The organism is Campylobacter sp. JMF_04 NA10 (genome assembly GCF_027737655.1).
GTDB lineage: Bacteria > Campylobacterota > Campylobacteria > Campylobacterales > Campylobacteraceae > Campylobacter_B.
On the sequence record NZ_JAOVTZ010000001.1, the window covers coordinates 451306 to 473667 of the forward strand.

The window sequence follows — 22362 nt, forward strand, 5'->3', positions numbered from 1 at the left end:
TTTATCGCAAACGCACGCAAACCACGCGCTATAAAATCACCACTTCTTCGTGTAAATCCACGCCAAATTCGGCTTTCACGCGCATTTTGGCTAAATTTATGAGCGTGATTGCCTCAAAATATGTCGCACCGCCGTAATTGATAAGAAAATTTGCGTGGATCTCGCTAAATCCGCACCCGCCAACACGAAAACCCTTTAAGCCCACAGCTTCGATGAGCCTACCTGCACTATCGCCAATCGGGTTTTTAAAACAGCTTCCAAAACTTGCACCCTTTGGCTGATTTGCCCTTTTTTGCGCGATTGCTTCGCTAAGGGTTGCGTTAAACCCGCGCGAAACTCTAAATTTGGCTTCCAAAATAATGCCGTTAATTTCGCTGTGGCGATAGGCGAAATTTAACTCGTCTTTGCCAAATTCGCCAAGATTTGTGCGAACGCTTAGCAAATTTTGGCTAATTTCAAAGCCCATAAGTCCTGCGTTCATGGTTATTAGACCGCCCAAAGTGCCGGGGATATTTTTTAAAAACTCGAAATTTGCGAGATTTTGCTGTTTTGCGAAGTTGTAAATTTTAGCGCTTTTTGTTTTTGCGCCGATTTTTAAAATGTCGCCGTCAAGTGAAATAAAATCAAATTTATCGCTTAAAATTCCAAGTTTTGGCGGATTAGGCGAGATTAAAAGATTATTTGCCCCACCCACGACAAAGCCGTTAAATTCGCTGTTTTCGTCTAAAACTTCAACTTTTTCCACGCCACCGATTTTCACCGAACTATATTTTGAAAAGTCAATTTCCTTGTAAATTTTCGCCATAACTATGCCTTAAATTTTTGCGTTATTATACAATATTTTACACTTTCCAAATTCTTGTATTTAAATTTAGAGTTTTAACGATTGATAAAAAGTGCGAGAGTTCTGTTTTGATAATTCTATCCGATTTTATCGCACTTATATCGATATTTGGCTCGAAATTATCCTTGCCTGTATCGATAAAAATGTAAATTTTGCTTCCCACAAAACTAATGCTAATCGGAAAATTTAAATGCCATTTTAGGCTTAAAATTCTCTTCATCAATGCAGGGCTTAATATATACATAGCATTTGTAGCATCTGTGCTATAAACTTCGAAAGTGCGGTTAAATTTCGTGTCGTCCATAACAATTTTTTTTAAATTTTCCGCGTTTTTTATCTTGCTGTCTTTTGATTTTATGAAAGTTTTTGATTTTATATTTTTGTTAAATTCTGCATAAAAAAACACGCCAAAATACAGCGCGTCTTTTAGCTCTTTTTTGATGATTAAATCACAAAAAACAAATTCTACCTTGTCGATTTTTCCACAAATTTTATCGTTTATGTTTGAAATTTCGGACGGGTTAAATAATTTACTATGTTTTAAGATTATTTGGTCTAATGAGCCTTTTTCTTGATACTCATAGCCAAATTTTGCAAGATAGTCCTTTAAATATCTATTTTTGAATAAATCTTTGTATTTTTTTATTTCGTCCATTTTCGCGAATTTCACAAGCAATAAAAACGACATAACCATAGCAAGTATTGTAAATATCGTAAGCAATACATAGCCGAAATTTGGTATAAATTTGGTTATATCATCAGCAAAATACATTAAAATTAACAGTGGCAAAAATGGCATTATTTCTCTTTTTATGGTCATAGGCTGGTCTTCATCAATAAAATCTATCATTATATATTTCATCGCTGACATACCAAAAATTACAATAGCCAAAGGCAAAGCAAATTCTATATCGCCAAATTTATATAACAAAAATCCGACCGCAATTGGGATTGCGAGAGTTGAAAGAAAAAACGGAATTTTTAGTCCATTAATCTTATTTAATGCTAATTTTCTTAAAACTTCTATTTCTCTTATAGTCAAATTTTCTCACTTTAAATTTAATTTAAAAACGCTTGACGGCGTGGCTGGATTGCTTCGCTGCGCTCGCAATGACAAATTAGGCAAAATTTAAACTCAATTTGTCATTGCCACGAATTTAAAATTTCGGGGCAGTATTTTTGCGAAATTTAAAATTCTACAAATTCCTAATTTCCTTATATTCGCTTGGTATCAGCATATCTAGTGCGCAAATTTGTTCGCTGTAAAAGCCATTTTCAAAGCCCAAATCAAAGAGCTTTTGCACTGCGTTTAATTGCGTTTCGTTCATCGTAATCGAATTTTCATTTGCATACAGCCCTAGATAAATTTCGAGTTTTTTATCATCAACCCGCACCAAATCTCGCTCGATTAGCATTTTTGAAAGCAAAGATTTATTTGCGTGAGCGACCCGCACGGCGTCAGTCAGCACCCTTTCGCATTCAATCGCGTCTGTGAGTGGCAGTGATCTGCGAAGCGCCATACCACCAAGCGGAAGTGGTAAATTTTCCCCATTTAATTCGCTCCAAATATCCCAAATTTCGCGCTCTACGCAAAGCTCACTGCTAAAATCCAAAATGCTTTCATGTATCAGCACCCCAGCATCGACTTCGCCACTAAGCACGGCATTTTCGATTTCCAAGAAATTTTTATACACAATCCTAGCGTTTGGGTAAGCAATGCGAAAAATCATCGCATTTGTCGTGTGTTCGCCACTTAGGGCGACTTTGAAATTCGGTTTTAGCTTTACGCCTTTTTTCTTTATCAGTTTTGGCCCATAGCCTTCGCCAAAGCTCACAGCCGTGCGAAGTAGAGCATAATCAGCGTAAATTTTTGGATACAACGCAAAAGAGATAGCGCAAACATCATAAATCCCAGCAAGACTTGCCAAATTTAGCGTTTGAATATCGTCTGCATGATTTTCAAATTTAAGCCACGCGGAATTTACCCAGCCAAATTTTATCGCCATATACATAAAAATATCGTCCGCATCGGGCGAGTGAGCAACGCTAATGTTTTTCATTTTAATACCTTAAAATTTTAAAAATTTAAATCAAGGATAACAAAAAACGGATTAAAATTTACCAAAAATAAAAACTAAGTTTTAAAGATATTTTGCTACAATGAGATGTTTAGATTTTTTTTAAGGAATAGTATGGACGAAGGAAAGAAAAAAACCCTTGACGCCGCGCTAAAATCGATTGACAAAGCGTTTGGCAAAGGCACTTTGGTTAGGCTTGGCGATAAGCAAGTCGAGGCGATCGACGCGATATCCACAGGCTCAGTCGGCCTTGATATCGCCCTTGGAATCGGTGGCGTGCCAAAGGGCAGAATTATCGAAATTTACGGACCAGAAAGCTCTGGTAAAACTACTTTGACACTTCATATCATCGCCGAGTGCCAAAAGGCTGGCGGAATCTGCGCTTTTGTCGATGCCGAGCACGCGCTAGATGTCAAATATGCCGCAAATTTGGGCGTAGATACAGACAATCTATATGTAAGCCAACCAGACTTTGGCGAGCAAGCTCTTGATATCGTCGAAACCCTAGCCAAAAGTGGCGCGATTGATTTGATAATTGTAGATAGCGTCGCAGCGCTTACGCCAAAGAGCGAAATCGACGGCGATATGGGCGATCAGCATGTAGGACTTCAAGCCCGCCTTATGAGCCAAGCTCTTCGCAAACTTACAGGCGTCGTGCATAAAATGGGAACAACGGTGATTTTCATCAACCAAATTCGTATGAAAATCGGTATGACAGGATACGGCTCGCCAGAGACCACCACAGGCGGAAATGCGCTGAAATTTTACTCATCAGTGCGTATCGATATCCGCAAAATCGCCACACTCAAACAAAACGAGGAACCAATCGGCAACCGCGCGAAGGTAAAAGTGGTCAAAAACAAGGTCGCTCCGCCGTTTAAAGTGGCAGAATTTGACATTATGTTTGGCAAGGGCGTTTCCAAAGTCGGCGAGTTAATAGATTATGGCGTCAAACTCGACATTGTCGATAAAAGTGGTGCGTGGTTTAGCTATGGCGATACGAAGCTTGGTCAAGGCAGAGAAAACGCCAAAATTTACCTAGAAAACAATCCAAGTGTAGCCGATGAAATTCTAGGCAAAATAAAAGAACAAATGGGAAGCGAAGGCGTGAATTTAAGCGATTCTAGCGATGATGATAAAGGAGAAGAATAATGGTATTCGTAGAAAATGTGTATGCAATCGAGGTTTTAGATAGCAGAGGTAATCCGACGGTCAAAGCCACAGTCGAGCTAAGCGACGGCACGGTAGCGAGCGCAGTAGTGCCAAGTGGGGCAAGCACTGGCAAAAGAGAGGCTTTGGAGTTACGCGATAAAGACGCGAGATTTGGTGGAAAAGGCGTGCTAAAAGCGGTCGCTAATGTAAATGAAGCAATCGCTGAGGCAATCGTGGGAGCCGATGCGTATAATCAAAAATTTATCGATGATACTATGTTGGAGCTTGACGGCACTGAGAATTACTCAAATTTAGGCGCAAATGCTGTTTTGGGCGTCTCTATGGCGGTTGCAAGAGCGGCTGCAAAAAGCCTAAATATGCCACTATATCGCTATTTGGGTGGGGCTAACGCTAGTATTTTGCCTGTGCCTATGTTTAATATCATAAACGGCGGTGCGCACGCAAACAATAGCGTGGATTTCCAAGAATTTATGATTATGCCGTTTGGTTTTGATAGTTTTAGCGAGGCTCTAAGAGCGGCGGCTGAGATTTATCAAACTTTAAAGAAAATTCTAAATGACGCAGGTCATAGCACAGCTGTGGGCGATGAGGGCGGTTTTGCACCAAATTTAAAAGACAACGAAGAGCCGATTAAAATCATTATGAGTGCGATTGAAAAGGCTGGATACAAACCAGGCGAGCAGATTAAAATCGCCCTAGATGTCGCTTCTAGCGAGCTTTACGAGGACGGAAAATACAAATTAGAAGGCAGAGAATTCACAAGCGAAGAGCTAATCGAATACTACGCGAATTTGTGCGAAAAATACCCAATTTTCTCAATCGAAGATGGTCTAAGCGAAGACGACTGGGACGGCTGGAAAAAGCTGACTGAGCGCCTTGGCAAAAAAGTGCAACTCGTAGGCGATGATTTGTTTGTAACAAACGAGAAAATTTTGCTAGAAGGTATCAAAAAAGGCGTGGCAAACGCGATTTTGATTAAACCAAATCAAATCGGCTCTGTTAGCCAAACCATGCAAACCGTCCGCCTAGCACAACGCAACGGCTATCGCTGCATTATGAGCCATAGAAGCGGCGAGAGCGAGGACGCGTTTATCGCTGATTTTGCGGTCGCGCTAAATACAGGCGAAATCAAAACAGGCGCTACTTCAAGAAGCGAGCGCAACGCAAAATACAACCGCTTGCTTGAAATCGAGTGCGAAAGCGACGAATTTTTAGGCAACAAACTATAATGCTTTTTAAAAAAAAGGGTAGTGGTGCGCGCGAGCTTGGCTCTTACGCCCAGCGCGCACAATTTGGCGATGATAGCGAAATTTTAAGCCAAATCGGGGCTAAATTTTACGATGAGCAAGAGGGCAAAAGTGAAAATTTAGCCGGGAATTTCTACGAGCAAGAATTTAGCGCAAATTCGGCGCAAAAGCCAAATTTGGGCGCAAATTCTGCTCGCACAGCGAATACTGCGCCAAAACAAAATTCGCAAAATTCTCAAAATTCGCCAAAATTTAGCAAACCTAGAAATTTCAGAAAAATCGAATCGCCATTTAAAAAAATCGCCATTGCGCTTTGCGGGTTAGTAGCTATCGCTTATGCTGGATTTTTCTTATATGATGTGCTTTTTGGCAAGCGTTCGTTGGAGGTTTTGCGCGATTTGCAAAAGCAAAAGGCGTTTTTGTTTTCGGATATCGAGAGGCTAAAAAGCGAAAATGCCGAGCTTCAAAAGACATATTTGGAGCGCAGATTGCTAGATCCGGATTTGGTTAAATGAAAATTTTACTACCCTTTTTATGCGCAGTTTTACTGCTAGGCGATACAAATTCTAGCGCGAATTTAGACGCTAATTCCACAAACAAAGACAAAAATTCAAGCGCAGAACAAAATTTAAGTGCGCCTAAATTTCAAGTCATAAAACCCATAATCCCGCCAGATGACTTTACCTCGCAGCTGTTTTCACTCCCCTCAAACGCCAAGGTAATCACACAAATCGTGGTGCGTTACAGCGACGAAAACGGCGCAACACAGGAAAAAATCATCGACATAAATCGCTCTGTGGATTGGCGAGATGATTTTATGCTAAGCGCACGAGCTAAACCTGCGCTTTCTAAAATTTTAGATGTTTCTGTCACTTCAAACGACCCAAATTTGGAGCAGAACGGCGGTATTTCTATGCCTAAGCCATATTTTACGCCACGCCTTGATTTGCCGTTAGAGACGATTAAATTTGACGATAAATTGCAGTTCGTTATCAAAAATCATAGTCTTGAAATCATCACAAAAGATGAGATTAAATCCCTCGACACAAACAAAAGCAAATTTGCAAAAATCGAGCTTTTTAGGGACGAAATGAAGCTTAGTCAGGCTGGATTTATGGTAAATGTGGGCGGGTTTTACGACATTAATATCACCAGAGATGAGGGCTTTTACACCCTCGAAATCAGCGGTGAATCAAACGCTAGTTTTGAGAATTTCGCCAATGGCTACATAATCAAACTAAAATAAGGAGAGAGTATGACACATACAGAAATTTTAAATTTTCGCCACGCATGCAAAATTTTTGACGAAAACAAAAAAATATCAGACGAGGATTTCAGAGCAATCCTAGAAGCTGGCATTTTAGCTCCAAGCTCGACTGGGCTTGAACAATGGGATTTTTTGGTTATCCAAAATGATGAAATGAAGCAAAAAATTTGCAATCTTTGCTGGAAACAGCCTCAAATCACCACCTCAGCGCGCCTTGTCGTAATCATGGCGAAAATTTCTGAGCTCAAAAACGGTAGCGAATACATCGCCAAAATGATTTCTCGCCGTGAGGACAAAAGCGCAGAAGAGCGCGAGGCGAGGGTAAAATTCTACGATGAATTTTTAAATGCAAATTTCAAAAATAACGATGAATTGCTATTTGGCTGGTCGCACGCTCAGTGTATGTTCGCAGCAATGACTATGATGAACGAGGCCGCAAGCCGCGGGATCGATAGCTGCGCAATCGAGGGGATTGATGATAGGGCTGAGCTTACAAGAGTGCTAGGATACGAGCCAAACGACCGCCGCGTGGCACTCGTGCTTCCGTTTGGATACCGCGTAAATCCGCAGCCTAAAAAACTACGCCGTGCATTTGACGATGTCGTAAAAGTGATAAAATAAAGGAAATTTCGTGAAAAAGCTTTTTTCTTTTGCCCTTGTTTGCGCACTTTTTGCTGGTTGCGCACACAAGGCCGAGTTTAAAAATGGCGCAGATGTCGCCCCGTATGATGAAAATATCCTAGTCGCAAACGCCATGCAGGAAGCCCAAATTTATATCCCGGCTGATATTATGAGCGAGCAAACTTTCATCTCTTCAACTAGCCTTGGCAAGAAAAAGGATCTAACCCTTAGCCTTGGCGAGTTTGTCGGGGGCGAGACGAAGCGATTTATCGGCTCGTATTTGGTGCGAGCAAATACGATAAGCGATGAAAAACTCATAAGCCCTAGCGCGCTTTTAATCGTCCCGCAAATCAGCGATTTTAAATTTGGCTTTTATAGCGCAGACGGCTTTGATGTAACAGCAAAACCATTTATCAGCTACGATTTGAAGCTTAAAATTCTAAAAAACGGCAAGCCGATTTACAATAAAACAATCTCTACAAACGAGCGAAATTTCGGCGACAGCGAGTTTTTCGGCGGAGGTGATGGCTCGTATGAGCAACTAGCCGAAATTTTCCAAAAAGCCCTTGCCAACGACTATGCAATCCATGCCAGAGAGATTATCGATACGATAAATTTGGCAGATTAATCCAAATGCCCCTTTACCAAAAGGGGCTAAATTTGGCGCGAATTTAAAATAGCAAATTCGCGCCAAAGCGAAATTTCATGCCTCTTTTGGGCGCAGATTATCGCGTATGATTTCAAAATCATCGTTTTCTTTGCCGTAATTAAATGTAATTTCCACGATTTTTAAAAGCCTTGAAGTGATTTCATTGACGATTTCCATATCGTTCATCAGCGAGGTCGCCATTTTGTTTGAAATGAGCTTTTCGGCTAGAAGTTTATCGGGTGCGAGCGCGCTTTTGCGGTATTCTTCAAAAAGCGCCCTAAGCTCCTTCATACCCTCTTTGCTATCAATTTCGAAATCGCGCAAACTCTCCATAATGCGTAGCATTTTTACGATTTTTGCGCGCAGTTTGTCGTATTCGGCGCGGATATGCTCGTTCGATGAGCTCATAAATTTAAATATATTTGGCTGGATTAGTTTGACATCTTTTAGCGTTTCGGCTAGAAGCAGGCTTGCCCTGCGGATATTCATAAAGCGCGCCAAATCGCCGTCTTTGGCGTTTGCGCTAGCGCCGATGAGATAGTCTGTGATTTGCGAATAAAGCTCTTTGAAGCGGTTTTCGTAAAGCTCGTCGAAATTTATCTCCTTTGGCTTTGAGCGTTTGGCGATAATCTCAGCCGAGCCAAGCTCTGAGCTAAGGTCATTTTTGCTAATGCTGATTGATTTTGCCACGATTGAGACGGTGTTAGAATACAACCTGCCCATTTCTTTGATAAGCAGGATAAATGCGGTATTTGGCACTTTTTGCGCGTTTTCGTCGAGAAATTTTGCCTTGATGATTTTGGCGCGTTTGACCTTGCCGGTGATGATTTTGTTTAGTAAAATTTCGAGTTTTGAGGTCAGCGGATAGTAAAGTACGCAACCAAAAACATTAAAAATCGTGTGAAAAACAGCGAGTTTGAGCGCGTAATCATCGCTTTTTATCCCCACATACGCACTCACCCAGTCTGTGGCAAGCACAAAATATTTTATCAGTGCGATCACCAAAACAGCCGTGGCGACATTGAAAATCACATGGCCAAGCATTAGCTTTTTTCCGTCGAAATTCGCCGAAAGCGAACCAATTACTGCCACGATTGTGCTTCCGATATTTGAGCCAATTGCGATTGCGATTGCGTTTTCGTAGCTTATCTGCGACGCGCCAAGAGCTGCGATGACAAGGGCGAGTGTGGCGTGCGAGCTCTGGGTCAGTATCGTAATGACAATACCCACAAATGTGTAAATCAAAAGCCCGCCAAACCCGCTCATAGCGTATTTTGCTAGATCGACCGTGTCTTTAATCTCCTCAAATCCGCCCTTCATATAGTGGATTCCTAAAAACAAAAGCCCTAAACTAAATAAAAAATAGCCAAAACTTTTGGAATTTTGGTTTTTGGTGAATAAAAACAGCGAGCCTAGGATTATCAGAGGCATTGCGTAGTATGCGATTTGCGTTTTTAGCCCCAGTGCAAAGAGCCAGCCGCCAGAAACCGTGCCCAAATTTGCCCCACAAATGATAGCTAGCCCAGCGCTAAGCCCGATTAGCCCCGCGCTTAAAAACGATATCGCAAGCACGCTAACTAGGCCACTTGATTGCATGATAAAGGTCGTGATAAACCCAAAAAGGAAGCTTTTAAATTTGCTAGAAGTTACGCTGTGTAAGAAATTTTCGATTATGCTTAGACCGCTTAGGGCTTGATTTAGCAAATTTATCGCAAAGATAAAAATGCAAATTCCAAAGGCGATTGTCATAAAGCTCTTTGAATACGCCATTAGCACGCAGGCGATGATAAGGATAAGGCCAAAGGCGATTTTGTGCCTTAAATCAATTAGTTTTTTTAAAAAATCATTTTGGATTTGCAACTTTTTCCTTTTTTTATTTTTAAGGCTTTTAAAAGTCGAAATATTACAATATTTTGCGTAAATTTGGGATTAAAATCTAAATTTAAAGGTTGAAATTTAAAGGGAAATTTAAAGGGAAATTTGAAGAATTTTAAAATTTAAAATTCGGGATTTCTCCCGAATTTTGATTATTTGCTAATTAGCTCGATGTATGCCATCTCAGCTGCGTCGCCACGGCGAACGCGAGTTTTGATGATACGAGTATAGCCACCATTTACGCCCTCGTATTTTGGAGCGATTTCGGTAACTAGTTTGTTTGTTGCGCCTTTGTCTTGTAATGCAGCGAAAACAAATCTATGAGCTTCGCTATCGCCTTTTCTAGCTCTTGTGATTAGTTTTTCAGCATAACTTCTAAGCTCTTTTGCCTTAGGAAGCGTTGTCTCGATTTTGCCGCTATTTACTAATGCGATAGTTAAATTTTTTAGCAGTGCAGCACGATGAGACGAAGTGCGACCTAGCTTTCTATATCCGTGATTGTGTCTCATTTATTATCCTTAATTTTTTGATTGTGCTTTAAGCTCTTCAAGCTTTTGTTTAAGGCTATCTTTTTTGCTTAAAAATTCTGGTTTATCATTACTCAATGGATAACCGATTTCTTCCATAATGCCTTTAATCTCTTCAAGAGATTTTTTACCTAAATTTTTAAGGTCTTTTAGCTCTGATTCGCTCATAATAGCGATTTCGCCGACAAATTTAATATCGGCTTTTTCTAAGCAGTTAAAGCTTCTTGCACTTAAATTCAAACTATTAATGCTTTCAAATAATTTAGCAAATTCTGAATTTGTAGGGATTTGTTTTCCCAAAGTATCAGAAATATTGATATTTACTATGCCTTTGAAAACGCTTAGTTGTTGATACATAGCCTCTAACGCATTTTTAAATGCGTCGATTGCGCTTACTTGTCCGTCAGTTGTGATCGTAAATACTACTCTTTCAAAGTCTGGGTTATCCTCGACTAGGACATTTTCGATATCATACACTGCTTTTGTAACAGGTGTAAAGAAAGCGTCAAGCGCGATATAATCGCTATCAAGAGTGTCTCTTATCTCTTCGCTTGGAACATAACCAATGCCCTTTTCTACGATTAGAGTAAATTTCAAATCGGCATCTTCGTTAATAGTAGCCAAATATGCGCTAGGATTTACTACATCGACCAAATCGTTGCAAAGATCGCTTCCGCAAATCTCTTTTGGTCCTTTGAAGCTGTATTCTACAATCTCTCTTTTTGAATCGCCTTTGATTTTAAATCTTAGGCTTTTCAAATTTATGATAAATGCAGCAACATCTTCGAGCATACCTCTCATACTATCAAATTCGTGGGTTACACCTTCGATTTTGACAGCAGTCGGAGCGAATCCGACGGTGCTAGTATATAGCAATCTTCTTAAAGGGTGAGCCAGAGTGACGCCGTATCCTGTCTCAAAAGGATATGCTACGATTTTAGCAACATTTTCGCTGACATTTTCAACCTTTAATTCAGTTGGCATATGAGCTGATGTTGTAATTTTTCTCATGTTTCACCTACTATTTAGAGTAAAGCTCTACGATAAATCTTTCCTCGACAGGAATAACTATTTCATCTCTTTCTGGAACGCGTGAGAAAATTCCATATCTTTTCTCTTTCTCTACATCGACCCAAGCAACGATACCTGTTTGAGCTGTCAAATCAACCGCTCTTGAAATTTGAGGATTGTTTTTGCTTTTTTCGATAACTTCGATTTTTTGTCCAGCTTTTACATTGTATGATGGGATATCTAGTCTTTTTCCATCGACTAAAATATGTCCGTGAGTTACAAGTTGTCTTGCAAAACGGCGAGTTGTAGCAAAGCCCATTCTATAAACTACATTATCAAGTCTTTGCTCTAATAGTTGGATTAAAATCGCACCTGTGTTTCCATCGCGACGAGCAGCTTCTGCGAATAGTTTGCGGAATTGTTTCTCGCTAACGCCATACATAAATTTAGCTTTTTGTTTTTCTCTTAGTTGTGAGCCGTATTCGCTAAGTTTAGCGCGTCTTTGTCCGTGTTGGCCTGGCGCATAAGGTCTTTTTAGAAGAGCGCTTTTTCCAGCTAGTCTTCTTTCGCCTTTCATAAATAAATCAACGCCTAGTCTTCTTTCTAATTTTTCAACTGGTCCTGTATATCTAGCCATTATATTCTCCTAAATTTATTATACGCGGCGGCGTTTTGGTGGTCTGCAACCATTGTGAGCCAAAGGAGTAATGTCTTTTAAAAATGTAACTTTAATACCCTCAATAGCACCCACGCTCTTTACAGCAGTTTCTCTACCGCTACCTGGACCTTGAACTTTGATACCAACTTCTTTAATGCCATGCTCTTTTGCTTTACCAAGCGCATCTTCTACTGCTTGTTGAGCTGCGTATGGAGTTGATTTTTTGCTGCCTTTAAATCCTAGTCCGCCAGCACTGCTCCATGCGATAGCATTTCCCATTTCGTCTGTAACTGTAATCATTGTGTTATTAAATGTAGCAGAGATATAAACGATACCTTTTGCTATATTTTTTCTAACGGTTTTTTTCTTAACAACTTTTCTTTTTGCCATTTCTTAATCCTTATTTAGTTGCCGCGCCGACAGTTTTGCGTTTGCCCTTGCGGGTTCTAGCATTTGTCTTTGTTTTTTGACCGCGAACAGGAAGACCTTTTCTGTGTCTTAAACCTCTATAACCACCCAAATCCATCAAAGCTTTGATATTCATCGCAACTTCTTTTCTAAGATCGCCCTCAACCATATAGTTTTCTTGGATCTCTTTGCGGATTGTAGCAGCCTCATCTTCGCTTAGATCAGCAACTCTTTTGTCGTAAGAAATGCCAGTGGCATCAAGAATTTTTCTTGAAGTGAAAAGACCTATACCATAGATATAAGTTAGGCCATACTCAATTCTTTTTTTCTTTGGTAAATCAACACCTGCAATACGAGCCATAACTTATCCTTGTCTTTGTTTATGTTTTGGATTGTCACAAATTACATGGACAACACCTTTGCGTTTGACGACTTTACATTTGTCGCACATCTTCTTAACAGAAGGACGAACTTTCATCCTACACTCCTAAAATTTTATTCCGCTTAATGCAACTTGCACTTAGGTTTAACGAATTTCAGGCGAAAGTATCAAACCAACTGTTTTCAAAATAGCGGTGATTTTGAAAACACTTCTTCACGCAGTTAGTTGCAAAAAATGGCAAATTTATCCAAATTTAGCTTTAAATTTACTTATTAAGCGTAGAAATTTTATAAAATTTATTGTAAAATGCCTGCTTATTTTATTTTCAAAGAGCAGAAGTGATTTCTAAAATTTTAGTTTGGATTATAGCAAATTCATATTTTCGAAAAATTACCAAATTTGATAATTTTGCCATAAAAAACGATAATTGCGCCAAAATTTTCGCCCTTTCACACAGAAACGGGGCAGTTGATGGCTGGGTTTATTCATACATTTTTAAAAATGCAGTTTTTACTCTTGCAAAGTCCCTTCAAAGGAATTTCTTTTTAAAAATTTTATTTCCAGGAATTGCGATTTTTCGCGAAAAAGACAAACCAAAAACCTACAAACAAAAAAATATACAAGCCTTCAAAAATATGCTAAACACCCTAAATCACACTCCGCTTTGCATATTTCCAGAGGGCACAAGTTCGCTTGGATTATCGCATTTGCCTTTCGAAAAGGGAATTTCTACGCTTAGTGCTACCTTTGTAAAACAAAATAAAAAATCCCTTGCAATCACGCCGTTTGCGATATTTTACGATGATCCGACCTGTATGGGCGGAAAGGTTTTTATAAAACAAGGCGAACAAATCATCTCAAATTCACTAAATTCGGATGAAATCCACGCAAATTTAACTAAAAATTTTGAAAAAATTTTAACCGAATACAAAAATGAAGAAGATATGCAAAATGCCCATAAAATCGCTGTTTTAGCCACACTTTTTGATGAAAACAAAAACTACACTGAGATTTTGCTAAATCTGCAAAATTCACAAAAGCAAAATTTAGAGCAAAATTTGCAAATTTACGAAAACGAAACAAAAGGCAAAAATCTGCTTCTTTACAAAAAAATTGCAATTTATCCAAAAAATATTTTAGTTTCTTTTTGGACTTTATTTATAACTTCGCTCATAGTTTTGCCGACGCTTTTTATAAATTTTATCCCCATACTTTGTGGCTTTTTTGCTGGTAAAAAATCAAAAGAAACTCACACAATTTCACTTTATAAAATTCTAGCAGGATATGGCGTAGGGGCAGTTTTTTACGCTATTTTGGTTGTTTTGGGCATGGTGTTTGGCGGGGCAAAGGGAGTGTTGGGCGTGATTTTTGCTTTGATTTTTTCACTTTGGGGACTGCGACTTTATGGAGCTTTCAAAAAGCATTTAATCGCAATTTTAAATTTCATAAAATTCCCGCAAGGCATGGCAAAATTTTTAAGGCTAGAAAATGAAATTAACGCAAATTTATAAAAATATCTTAGCACACGAAGTGCTTTGGCTTACATTTTTTAGCATTTTATTACTTAGACTTTTATTTTTCGGCGAATACGCATTTGCCCTATTTTGCGTAGTTTGCATGTGTGCGATAGTTTATAATATTTCTAGCAAAAACCGAATTTTGCGTTTTGGATTTTACGCTGTTTTGATGAATTTAGTCTTTGTGTTACTAAAATACATTTCGCCCCCAATCAACCCAAGCGGTAAAAAAGACGCACTTTTATACAGCGTTGATTGTGCTTTGTTTGGGGATTTTATTGGATTTTATATGCAAGAATTTACTAGCCGAATTTTAACCGAAATTTTTGCGTTTTTTTATCTTTTGTTTTTGCCACAACTTTTTTATTTTTTTATCTACTATCTTGTCAAAAAGCCCCTAACTCAGAAATTCTACATAGGTCTTATGAGCCTTTATGCTATCGGATTTTTGGGCTATATTTTTGTCCCCGCAATCGGTCCTTACGATTTTTTGACTTTTCAAACCCCTTTGCAAGGATATTTTTTCTTTGATTTATTAAACGAAAACTACGCCAAAGGCAGCAATCTAACCGATGTTTTCCCGAGTCTGCATTGCGGTGTTTCGTGCTTTATTTTGCTTTTTAATTTCAAATTTGATAAAAAACAATTTCGCATTTGGCTGATCCCAACACTGCTACTTTGGGTTTCTACGGTGTATTTGCACTATCATTATTTAATCGATTGCATTGTAGGCATTATGCTGGCTACGATTTGTTTTTATTGCGTAAAGGAAAAAAATGAATATATTAAAATTTAACGACCCAAAAGCCGTAAATATCGCGCTTTGTGGCGGAAAAGGTGCAAGTTTAGCCAAAATGAGTCAAGCTGGTTTTGCTGTGCCGCAGGGCTTTATCGTTACAGCTAGTGCGTATAAGAAATTTATCGCAAATGCGAATTTAGAGCTAAACTTCGAGTATGGAAATTTAGAAATTTTAGAAAAACAGAGCGAAAATTTACGAAAAAAGCTATTAAATTTGCCTCTGCCAGATGATTTGAAAGATGAAATCAAAGAAAATTTAGCGCTACTTGGCGCAAACAAATCTTACAGCGTTCGCTCATCTTCTACGCTAGAAGATCTTGCAAATTCGGCTTTTGCAGGGGCGCACGATACATTTTTGAACCAAAAAGGCATAGATGAAATTACGCAAAAAATCAAAGAGTGTTTCATCTCGCTCTGGCTTCCTCGCGCCATAGCCTATCGCCACAAACAAGGTTTTGCGCAAGCAAATGCCGATATGGCTGTGGTCGTGCAGGAGATGATTTTCGCCGATAAAGCTGGTGTGAGTTTTGCCATAAATCCAGTCAATGGAAATTTTGACGAAATTTTAATCAACGCAAACTATGGACTTGGCGAGTCTGTGGTGTGTGGGGAATACGATGTCGATGAATACCACATAGACAAAAATTCTCTAAATTTGATTTCAAGCGTTATCGCAAACAAGCAAAAATCCATTTTATGGGGAGAAAATGGCACTTATGAGAGCGAAATTCAACCAAATTTAGCAAATTTGGCTTGTCTTAGCGAAGATGAGCTAAAACAAATCGCGCAACTAAATATAAAAACAAGCGCGCATTACGGCTTTGTCCAAGACATAGAGTGGGCGATAAAGGATAATAAGCTCTATCTTTTGCAATCTCGCCCAATAACAACAATTATCCCGCATTTTACCAGAGATGAATCAGCCGAACGCTATCCAAGCGTGATAACTCCGCTGACTTGGGATTATGTGGATTTGGCCTTTCATATCTCGCTAAAACACTCGTTTGAGTTAATGGGGCTTCCACCATTTAACGGCAAATGGTTTGCAATGTTTGACAACTACATTTACGGCAACCAAAACGCGGTAAATTTGTATATGCAAACCCCACCTTTAAATATAAAAAATTTAGAGCAATTAGCCCAAATTTTGCCTAGTTTAAAACAAAAATTTAGCTACGCTTTTTCTTTGCCTAATTCTTGGAATATAAACTTATCGAATTATCTCTTGCAAATAGGCGGTTTAAAAGCCCAAAATTTAGACAACAAAAACGAAAAAGAAATTTGGGAATTTATTCAAAATTTAGTCGATGTCGGCACAGAGTATTTCAAGCCAAATATCGCAATATCAATAACGCAGTTTATGATTTATAAATTTTTTATGCGATTTTTGCAAATGATCGATGAGAGCAGGGCTGCTTCGTGGTTTGATGCTCTATGCACAGCGCAAACCAAAACCAGCCTAATAAATAATGAAATTTTAAGTCTAGCTTCGCAGGTTGCACAAAATAGCGAGCTAAAAGATATTTTTATTTCACGAAATTCAAGGCAAATTCTAAGCGAAAATTTACTCGATAAATTTAGCGATTTTAAAGCCAAATTTGAAAAATTTATAGATTTGCACGGACACAGAGAGGTCGAGTTTGACTCGTATATTCCTACATGGGCTGAGGCGCCACACATAGTTTTGGATAATATAAAAAATATCTTAAACAATCCTGCTATGCAACACAAAAACAAATCCAGCGAAATTTCAGCCAAAACAAATAAAGCCCTTAGTGAAATTTTAAACGCAGTGCCAAAAAATTTGCAAGAATTTACCCTTGAATTTGCAAATTTAGTCCAAATTTACACCATACTCGATGATGAAGAACACTACCAAACCACCAGACTAACGCCGATGATGAGAAAGGGCATAAAAGCCCTTGGCGAAAAATTGGCGCAAAAAGATATCATCGCCGAGCCGTATGATCTCTTTTTCGCGCATTTACAAACGCTAGAAATCGCGGTAAAATCTGGCGAGTATGAAAGTCTAGCAAGCGAGATTCAATCGAATAAAACCGCGTATTTGAAAAACAAAAATTTGACTCCGAAATGGGATTTATCGGTCGATGAAAAGAGCGAGTTTAACCCAAATGCCAAAATCCTAAAAGGGCTTCCTGCTAGCATGGGTGTGGCAGAAGGAAGTGTTTGCGTGGTGCGAAGTAGCGATGATTTTGCAAATTTTATACCAAACTCTATCCTTGTTGCGCGGACGACAAATCCAGCCTGGACGCCACTTTTTTATAGCGCAAAAGCACTGATTACCGAAAGTGGCGGTGTTTTATCGCATGGGGCAGTTAGCGCAAGAGAGATGAAAATCCCAGCTGTCATGGCTGTAAAAAGCGTAATGCAAATTTTGCAAAACGGGCAAAAAGTGCGCGTAGATGGCAAAAATGGAATTGTGGAAATTTTGGATTAGTTTTTAAATTTTAGCAAATCTCATCAAATCGCACCCAAAACAGCCAAAATTTTTGCAAATTTTGATAAAATACCAAAATTTTATTTCAAGGGGCAAGTGTGAATTTCGACAAAATAACCAAAAATTTGGAAAAATTAGGTTACAAGGTCAGCGTTTTTGAGAGCAAAGAAAAGGCTGTGGAGTATCTAAATATCTATATCCACGATGTCAGCGTGGGCTTTGGCGGTTCGATGAGCGTCAAGGAAATGGGGCTGTATGAGAGCCTCAGAGAGCACAACGAAACCTACTGGCACTGGCTACTTGACAAAAATCTCAGCGTCGATGAAACGCGCAAAAAAGCCCTTACGACCGATGTTTATATCTCGTCTGTCAATGGCATTTCAGAAGACGGGGAAATCATCAACATAGACGGCACCGGCAACCGCATAGCAGCGATTTGCTATGGGCACAAAAAAGTCTATTTCATCGTGGGCAAAAACAAAATCGCGCCAGATTTTGATAGCGCGATGAGCAGGGCTAGAAACATAGCCGCCGTGAAAAATACAAATCGTTTTAAATCAAAAACCCCATGTGTCGCAAACGGGGATAAATGCTACGACTGCAAGAGCAAAGAGCGCATGTGTAGGGGGTTTAGCATATTTTACTATCCGCCGTATGGCTGTGAATACGAAGTGATTTTGATCAACGAAAATTTAGGATTTTAACAAATTTCGCTGTTTTGCCTGAAATCACCTAGACCAAATCCCTACAATAATAAATTCAAAGCGTTTAAATTTAAATTTGTAATGAATTTAAACGCTAAATTCGCAAATTTCGCGCCATAATAAATTTTATTCTAATCCTAAATTTAGGCAATTTTGCGAAGAATTAAAATAACATTTAATCTCATCTCTTTTGATTGTAGTTGTAAAACTGATAATTAGACAAAAAATTACAAATATCCAAGTTAAAATCTGTTTTTTATTCATAAACTTCCTTTCTGAAATTTTCAGGTTTATTTCCTTTAAAATTTAAAACAAAAATTAAAATTAAGAAAAACAAACTTGCCTTTAAACAAAAAAATGTCGTTTTTTCATTTCTTTCTGGTTCTTTGAGCTTGTTTTCATAATCGTATTTTATAAAAACTTTATCGTTTTTATCTTCGAGTTGCAATATGTGGTCGTAGTAAAACAAAATAGCTGGTTCGCTGTAAATTTTAACTCTCTCGCCAATAAGTTTTGCGTAAATTTCTCGCTCACTTTTTCGAATTTGATAAAATTTATGCTCTTTTTCGTTTAAGTCCAGTCGCAAAGTCCCGCCAGTGCCCTTTGCTTTATACCACGCTGATTGTAAAATTCCTTCGTTTATATCGAGATTTTCGAGCGTTCTTGGATTGTAAGACAGTGCCTTTAAATATCCCAACACTACAAGATAAAGAAAACAACCGATTAAACCTAATGACATTATCGAAATTACGGAGCTAAAAACGGATTTTGGTTTTTTAAAAACTCTGTAATAAAAAATCAAGTAAATATAGCTATTTAGCCAACGGCTTCGTAAATTCAATTTTATCCTTTGAACTTTCATATTTTTAACTCCGAAATTCGAAGCAATCTAGTAAATTTTAGAGAGAATTTGAATTTTTAAATTAAAATTTATGTGAATTTCCCTGAATTGCTTCGCTTTGTCCATAATGACAATGAATTCGCAGGATTTTATTTTTCCTGCCTTGAATTTTTCTCCTCTATCCCGCTGATACCCTCACGGCGTGCAAGCTCGCGCAAAATCGCCTCAGGGTGGATTCCATGATCCCCCAAAGCTACAAGCATGTGAAAAATAATATCCGCGCCCTCGTAAATCGCGTCGTATTCTGGCTCGCCCGCTCTATGCTCGCCAAAACGCGCCCGTTCGGCCTCTGGCGCAGATTTTGCACGGGTTAGATCCTTGCATGCTAGCGCGAACTCGCACGCCTCTTCGGAGATTTTTTTGAGGTAGCTATTTTCGCCCTTTTTATACAGGCTTGCGACATAGGATTTCGCAGGGTCAGCGTTAAATTTCCTATCCAAGCAAACATGGTAAATTTCATCTAAAATATCATAGGGCGAAATTTTGCGCGCAGTTTTAGGCGCAGTGTTTTCATCGCCCAAATTTTGCGAATTTTGCTCCAAATTTTGCAAATTTTGCGTCAAATTTTCGTCAAATTTTACTTCGTTAAAAAAACAGCTCTTCGCTCCCGTATGGCACGCCACACCGCCCTTTTGCTCGACTTTGAGTAGCAGCGTGTCATTATCGCAGTCTAAAAACGCAGATTTTATGATTTGCTCGTTGCCGCTTGTTTCGCCCTTTTTCCAAATGCGATTTTTCGTGCGCGAAAAATAGTGCGCCAGCCCCGTTTCTAGCGAGAGAGCAAGCGCCTCTTCGTTCATATAGCCAAGCATCAAAACAGCCCCGTCGCTGTAATCTTGCACCACCACTGGGAGCAATCCAGCGACCTTTTGCCAATCAACCTTAATCATAAAATCTCCGTTTTTGATAAATTTGCGCAATTTTGCAATCCTAGGAAAGGATTGCAAAATTTATTATTCGCTAATCGCCGATTGTTGCGGTTTGTTTTTGGTATCGACCCAGATATTTGGCACCGCACCGCCTGGGGTTAGGAAAATCTGCGTGTCTTTGTTTTCACGCAAAGCCTCGTTGAATTTCGCCTGAGTTTCGATTTGCTTTAAATTTAGCAAATTTTGATTTAGGCTTTTTGCGATTTCAGTGTTTGCATACGCCTGCGCGTCAGCCTCGATTTTCACGGCGTCCGCCTTACCTTGGGCTTCGATTTTTACAGCATCTGCGTTACCTTTGGCAAGGGCTGCTTTTTTAAGAGCCTCTTGGTTAGCGCGCTCGACCTCGTATTTGGTGCGCTCTGCCTCTTGTTTAGCGATTTGCACGCGCTCGATTTGCTCTTTGATTTTTGGTGGTAGGATTATCTCGCGAAGTTGCACGGCTCTTAGCTCCACAGGCGAATTTGAAAGCGCGTCGATATTCGAGCGGATTCCTTGATCGATCGCCTTAGCGATTTCCTCGCGTTTGGTCGGAAGCTCTTCTGCTGGATAGTTGCCGATGACGCTTCGCACGACATCTTTGACGCGAGGATCGATGATTTTATCCTCCCATAAAAGCCCCCACTCCGCAATCGTCGCAGGCGCGGTGCTTTCGTTTAGTTTATACTGCACGGTGATATCCACGCTTACTGGCAGGTTGCGAGAATCCAAAACAGAGAGCGAGTTTTTGCGGATGATTCCGCCGATACTTCCGCCACTTGCCCTGCTTGTAGCCATATCCTCGTTGCTAGTGTAGTTGATGATTCTCACGCGCGTATCAATCACAAAAATATCTTGGATAAACGGCACGAAAAAGTGGATTCCAGCGCCCAGCGGTGTGGGGTCGTATTTACCCAAATTTGACTTAATGCCAACCTCGCCTGATTGGATAGTGGCAAATGGTTTTGCAATGATAAAAAGCGCGATAATAGCGATTAAAAAGTAGAAAAATCCGCCGAATTTAAAGCCGCCTAAATTCTGCAAATTTGGCCCCTTAAAGCTAAATCCACCATTTTCGTTGCCACCATTTTTTTTATTTTTGTTGAAATAATCATTTAAATCTGCCGGCATAATTATCCTTATTTGATATATGTGAGCCAGTGCTCAAATTTAGGGTCTTTGCCAGTAACGACCGCGAAATATGCTTTTTGCAATTTGCTTGTGATCTCGCCCATTTCGCCCTTGCCGATAATGCGTCCATCGATATTGCTAATCGGCGTAACCTCAGCAGCTGTGCCTGTGAAAAACGCCTCATCAGCCGCATAGACTTGATCGCGTGAAATGCGTTGGCGAAGGACTTTTATGCCCAAACTCTCAGCGATTTGGATAACTGAGTTTTGAGTGATTGACTCCAAGCTAGTATCGTTTGGCGGAGTGATTAGTGCGCCGTCTTTTACGATAAACAAGCACTCGCCTGGACCTTCTGCCACAAAACCTTGCGGATCAAGTAGTAGCGCCTCATCGTATCCAGCATCGACAGCCTCGAAATTTGCCATTTGTGAGTTAAAATAATTCGCACTTGCTTTTGCCTTTGCCATCATTGAGTGTTGAGCAGGTTTCGCCCAAGATGAAATTTTCACCTTAATGCCCGCTCTTAGGGCTTCCTCGCCCATATACGCGCCCCATTGCCATGCAGCTACTACGGTATCGACTGGGACATCTTTTAGCGAAACACCCATAGAGCCGTATCCTAGGTAGATTAGTGGGCGGATATAGACGGTTTGATCGAAGTCGTTTTTGGCTACGACATCGATTTGCGCCTGACGCAACTCATCGAAGCTATAAGGGGTTTTGATTAGGCAGAGTTTGGCTGAAACTAAAAGTCTTTTTGTGTGCTCATCAAGGCGAAAAATCGCATAACCTTTATCTGTCTTGTAGGCTCTTACGCCCTCAAATACTGCGTTGCCATAGTGAAGCGAGTGGCTTAAAACATGCGTTGTAGCCTCAGCCCATGGGATTAGCGAGCCGTTTTTCCAAATTAAATTTGCCGGTTGAACCTTTGCCATTTTACATCCTTTTTTGAAATTTAAATCTGTGATTTTATCTAAAATTTTATAAATTTTGACTTTTCGAAATTTGGGCTTTTTTAAATTTGTTTAATCTGTCATTGCGAGCTTTCGCAGAAAGTGAAGCAATCTACGAGTTTTAAATTCCTTACGCTAAATTTGCTGTCATTGCGAGCGAAGCGAAGCAATCCAGAGAAATTTAAATTCAAAATTCAATCCAAATTTAGCATTGAATTATTTTTTGAATTTAACCTGCGCCGTGAAATTCTCTG

24 protein-coding genes are annotated in these 22362 nt (G+C 39.5%); 10 read left to right on the forward strand and 14 right to left on the reverse strand.

Annotated elements, in window-relative coordinates:
- Window positions 1-28: 28 nt before the first annotated feature.
- The 3 genes from OFO12_RS02355 to OFO12_RS02365 all read right to left on the reverse strand — a co-directional run bounded on the left by OFO12_RS02355 (window position 29) and on the right by OFO12_RS02365 (window position 2904).
- Window positions 29-805 carry a UDP-N-acetylmuramate dehydrogenase gene (locus OFO12_RS02355; protein WP_270869324.1) on the reverse strand — a complete coding sequence of 259 codons (777 nt, stop codon included), beginning with the start codon at window positions 803-805 and terminating at the stop codon, window positions 29-31.
- Window positions 806-842: 37 nt separating this feature from the next.
- Window positions 843-1775, reverse strand: a complete 933-nt coding sequence (locus tag OFO12_RS02360; protein WP_270869325.1) for a DUF3137 domain-containing protein — start codon at window positions 1773-1775, stop codon at window positions 843-845.
- A gap of 265 nt (window positions 1776-2040) precedes the next feature.
- Complete coding sequence (locus OFO12_RS02365; protein WP_270869326.1) at window positions 2041-2904, reverse strand: menaquinone biosynthesis family protein; 864 nt, start codon at window positions 2902-2904, stop codon at window positions 2041-2043.
- Window positions 2905-3036: 132 nt separating this feature from the next.
- Between OFO12_RS02365 and recA the strand changes: the two genes are divergently transcribed.
- The 6 genes from recA to OFO12_RS02395 are packed head-to-tail and all read left to right on the forward strand — an operon-like array spanning window position 3037 to window position 7858.
- Window positions 3037-4074, forward strand: coding sequence for a recombinase RecA (recA, locus tag OFO12_RS02370; RefSeq protein WP_270858502.1), 1038 nt, complete (start codon window positions 3037-3039; stop codon window positions 4072-4074).
- Window positions 4074-5324: a phosphopyruvate hydratase gene (gene eno, locus OFO12_RS02375; RefSeq protein ID WP_270869327.1), complete on the forward strand. Its 1251-nt coding sequence runs from the start codon at window positions 4074-4076 to the stop codon at window positions 5322-5324. Before recA ends, eno begins: the two co-directional genes overlap by 1 nt.
- Window positions 5324-5857, forward strand: coding sequence for an FtsB family cell division protein (locus OFO12_RS02380; protein WP_270869328.1), 534 nt, complete (start codon window positions 5324-5326; stop codon window positions 5855-5857). Before eno ends, OFO12_RS02380 begins: the two co-directional genes overlap by 1 nt.
- Window positions 5854-6588 carry a hypothetical protein gene (locus tag OFO12_RS02385; protein ID WP_270869329.1) on the forward strand — a complete coding sequence of 245 codons (735 nt, stop codon included), beginning with the start codon at window positions 5854-5856 and terminating at the stop codon, window positions 6586-6588. Before OFO12_RS02380 ends, OFO12_RS02385 begins: the two co-directional genes overlap by 4 nt.
- Window positions 6589-6597: 9 nt before the next feature.
- Entirely contained in the window at window positions 6598-7230 is a 633-nt protein-coding gene (locus OFO12_RS02390; protein ID WP_270869330.1) for an NAD(P)H-dependent oxidoreductase, read from the forward strand.
- A 10-nt stretch (window positions 7231-7240) separates the two neighbouring features.
- Window positions 7241-7858, forward strand: coding sequence for a hypothetical protein (locus OFO12_RS02395; protein WP_270869331.1), 618 nt, complete (start codon window positions 7241-7243; stop codon window positions 7856-7858).
- 75 nt (window positions 7859-7933) lie between these two features.
- Here OFO12_RS02395 and OFO12_RS02400 read toward each other — a convergent pair whose 3' ends face one another.
- The 7 genes from OFO12_RS02400 to rpmJ all read right to left on the reverse strand — a co-directional run bounded on the left by OFO12_RS02400 (window position 7934) and on the right by rpmJ (window position 12836).
- Entirely contained in the window at window positions 7934-9739 is a 1806-nt protein-coding gene (locus OFO12_RS02400) for a Na/Pi cotransporter family protein (protein ID WP_270869332.1), read from the reverse strand.
- A gap of 167 nt (window positions 9740-9906) precedes the next feature.
- On the reverse strand, window positions 9907-10263 hold the full coding sequence (rplQ, locus tag OFO12_RS02405; RefSeq protein ID WP_270858509.1) for a 50S ribosomal protein L17: 357 nt from the start codon (window positions 10261-10263) through the stop codon (window positions 9907-9909).
- Window positions 10264-10272: 9 nt separating this feature from the next.
- On the reverse strand, window positions 10273-11292 hold the full coding sequence (locus OFO12_RS02410; protein ID WP_270869333.1) for a DNA-directed RNA polymerase subunit alpha: 1020 nt from the start codon (window positions 11290-11292) through the stop codon (window positions 10273-10275).
- A gap of 10 nt (window positions 11293-11302) precedes the next feature.
- Window positions 11303-11929 carry a 30S ribosomal protein S4 gene (gene rpsD / locus OFO12_RS02415; protein WP_270858511.1) on the reverse strand — a complete coding sequence of 209 codons (627 nt, stop codon included), beginning with the start codon at window positions 11927-11929 and terminating at the stop codon, window positions 11303-11305.
- A gap of 18 nt (window positions 11930-11947) precedes the next feature.
- Window positions 11948-12340 (reverse strand): 30S ribosomal protein S11, encoded by a 393-nt coding sequence (gene rpsK / locus OFO12_RS02420; RefSeq protein ID WP_270864765.1) that lies wholly within the window; start codon window positions 12338-12340, stop codon window positions 11948-11950.
- A gap of 10 nt (window positions 12341-12350) precedes the next feature.
- Window positions 12351-12719: a 30S ribosomal protein S13 gene (gene rpsM, locus OFO12_RS02425; protein WP_270858513.1), complete on the reverse strand. Its 369-nt coding sequence runs from the start codon at window positions 12717-12719 to the stop codon at window positions 12351-12353.
- 3 nt (window positions 12720-12722) lie between these two features.
- Window positions 12723-12836: a 50S ribosomal protein L36 gene (gene rpmJ, locus OFO12_RS02430; RefSeq protein WP_270858514.1), complete on the reverse strand. Its 114-nt coding sequence runs from the start codon at window positions 12834-12836 to the stop codon at window positions 12723-12725.
- 242 nt (window positions 12837-13078) lie between these two features.
- Here rpmJ and OFO12_RS02435 point away from each other — a divergent pair, with 242 nt between their 5' ends.
- The 4 genes from OFO12_RS02435 (at window position 13079) to OFO12_RS02450 (ending at window position 18218) form a co-directional block, all read left to right on the forward strand.
- A complete protein-coding gene (locus OFO12_RS02435) occupies window positions 13079-14251 on the forward strand; it encodes a 1-acyl-sn-glycerol-3-phosphate acyltransferase (RefSeq protein ID WP_270869334.1) in 1173 nt (390 codons plus the stop codon).
- A complete protein-coding gene (locus tag OFO12_RS02440; RefSeq protein WP_270869335.1) occupies window positions 14229-15053 on the forward strand; it encodes a phosphatase PAP2 family protein in 825 nt (274 codons plus the stop codon). The genes OFO12_RS02435 and OFO12_RS02440 overlap by 23 nt, the downstream gene beginning before the upstream one ends.
- Entirely contained in the window at window positions 15034-17514 is a 2481-nt protein-coding gene (locus tag OFO12_RS02445) for a PEP/pyruvate-binding domain-containing protein (RefSeq protein ID WP_270869336.1), read from the forward strand. The genes OFO12_RS02440 and OFO12_RS02445 overlap by 20 nt, the downstream gene beginning before the upstream one ends.
- 98 nt (window positions 17515-17612) lie before the next feature.
- A complete protein-coding gene (locus tag OFO12_RS02450; protein ID WP_270869337.1) occupies window positions 17613-18218 on the forward strand; it encodes a lactate utilization protein in 606 nt (201 codons plus the stop codon).
- A 256-nt stretch (window positions 18219-18474) separates the two neighbouring features.
- Here OFO12_RS02450 and OFO12_RS02455 read toward each other — a convergent pair whose 3' ends face one another.
- The 4 genes from OFO12_RS02455 to OFO12_RS02470 form a co-directional block, all read right to left on the reverse strand.
- Window positions 18475-18957, reverse strand: coding sequence for a hypothetical protein (locus OFO12_RS02455; RefSeq protein WP_270869338.1), 483 nt, complete (start codon window positions 18955-18957; stop codon window positions 18475-18477).
- A 251-nt stretch (window positions 18958-19208) separates the two neighbouring features.
- Window positions 19209-20009 (reverse strand): bifunctional phosphoribosyl-AMP cyclohydrolase/phosphoribosyl-ATP diphosphatase HisIE, encoded by an 801-nt coding sequence (hisIE, locus tag OFO12_RS02460; RefSeq protein WP_270869339.1) that lies wholly within the window; start codon window positions 20007-20009, stop codon window positions 19209-19211.
- 63 nt (window positions 20010-20072) lie between these two features.
- On the reverse strand, window positions 20073-21155 hold the full coding sequence (locus OFO12_RS02465; protein ID WP_270869340.1) for an SPFH domain-containing protein: 1083 nt from the start codon (window positions 21153-21155) through the stop codon (window positions 20073-20075).
- A gap of 8 nt (window positions 21156-21163) precedes the next feature.
- Entirely contained in the window at window positions 21164-22090 is a 927-nt protein-coding gene (locus OFO12_RS02470) for a branched-chain amino acid transaminase (protein ID WP_270858518.1), read from the reverse strand.
- Window positions 22091-22362: the final 272 nt, after the last annotated feature.

Excerpts from the sequence above, each read along its gene's own strand:
- OFO12_RS02355 (WP_270869324.1), bottom strand. The coding sequence starts at position 805 with ATGGCGAAAATTTACAAGGAAATTGACTTTTCAAAATATAGTTCGGTG.
- OFO12_RS02365 (WP_270869326.1), bottom strand. The coding sequence starts at position 2,904 with ATGAAAAACATTAGCGTTGCTCACTCGCCCGATGCGGACGATATTTTT.
- recA (WP_270858502.1), top strand. The coding sequence starts at position 3,037 with ATGGACGAAGGAAAGAAAAAAACCCTTGACGCCGCGCTAAAATCGATT.
- eno (WP_270869327.1), top strand. The coding sequence starts at position 4,074 with ATGGTATTCGTAGAAAATGTGTATGCAATCGAGGTTTTAGATAGCAGA.
- OFO12_RS02380 (WP_270869328.1), top strand. The coding sequence starts at position 5,324 with ATGCTTTTTAAAAAAAAGGGTAGTGGTGCGCGCGAGCTTGGCTCTTAC.
- OFO12_RS02385 (WP_270869329.1), top strand. The coding sequence starts at position 5,854 with ATGAAAATTTTACTACCCTTTTTATGCGCAGTTTTACTGCTAGGCGAT.
- OFO12_RS02390 (WP_270869330.1), top strand. The coding sequence starts at position 6,598 with ATGACACATACAGAAATTTTAAATTTTCGCCACGCATGCAAAATTTTT.
- rplQ (WP_270858509.1), bottom strand. The coding sequence starts at position 10,263 with ATGAGACACAATCACGGATATAGAAAGCTAGGTCGCACTTCGTCTCAT.
- OFO12_RS02410 (WP_270869333.1), bottom strand. The coding sequence starts at position 11,292 with ATGAGAAAAATTACAACATCAGCTCATATGCCAACTGAATTAAAGGTT.
- rpsD (WP_270858511.1), bottom strand. The coding sequence starts at position 11,929 with ATGGCTAGATATACAGGACCAGTTGAAAAATTAGAAAGAAGACTAGGC.
- rpsK (WP_270864765.1), bottom strand. The coding sequence starts at position 12,340 with ATGGCAAAAAGAAAAGTTGTTAAGAAAAAAACCGTTAGAAAAAATATA.
- rpsM (WP_270858513.1), bottom strand. The coding sequence starts at position 12,719 with ATGGCTCGTATTGCAGGTGTTGATTTACCAAAGAAAAAAAGAATTGAG.
- rpmJ (WP_270858514.1), bottom strand. The coding sequence starts at position 12,836 with ATGAAAGTTCGTCCTTCTGTTAAGAAGATGTGCGACAAATGTAAAGTC.
- OFO12_RS02440 (WP_270869335.1), top strand. The coding sequence starts at position 14,229 with ATGAAATTAACGCAAATTTATAAAAATATCTTAGCACACGAAGTGCTT.
- OFO12_RS02445 (WP_270869336.1), top strand. The coding sequence starts at position 15,034 with ATGAATATATTAAAATTTAACGACCCAAAAGCCGTAAATATCGCGCTT.
- OFO12_RS02455 (WP_270869338.1), bottom strand. The coding sequence starts at position 18,957 with ATGTCATTAGGTTTAATCGGTTGTTTTCTTTATCTTGTAGTGTTGGGA.
- hisIE (WP_270869339.1), bottom strand. The coding sequence starts at position 20,009 with ATGATTAAGGTTGATTGGCAAAAGGTCGCTGGATTGCTCCCAGTGGTG.
- OFO12_RS02465 (WP_270869340.1), bottom strand. The coding sequence starts at position 21,155 with ATGCCGGCAGATTTAAATGATTATTTCAACAAAAATAAAAAAAATGGT.
- OFO12_RS02470 (WP_270858518.1), bottom strand. The coding sequence starts at position 22,090 with ATGGCAAAGGTTCAACCGGCAAATTTAATTTGGAAAAACGGCTCGCTA.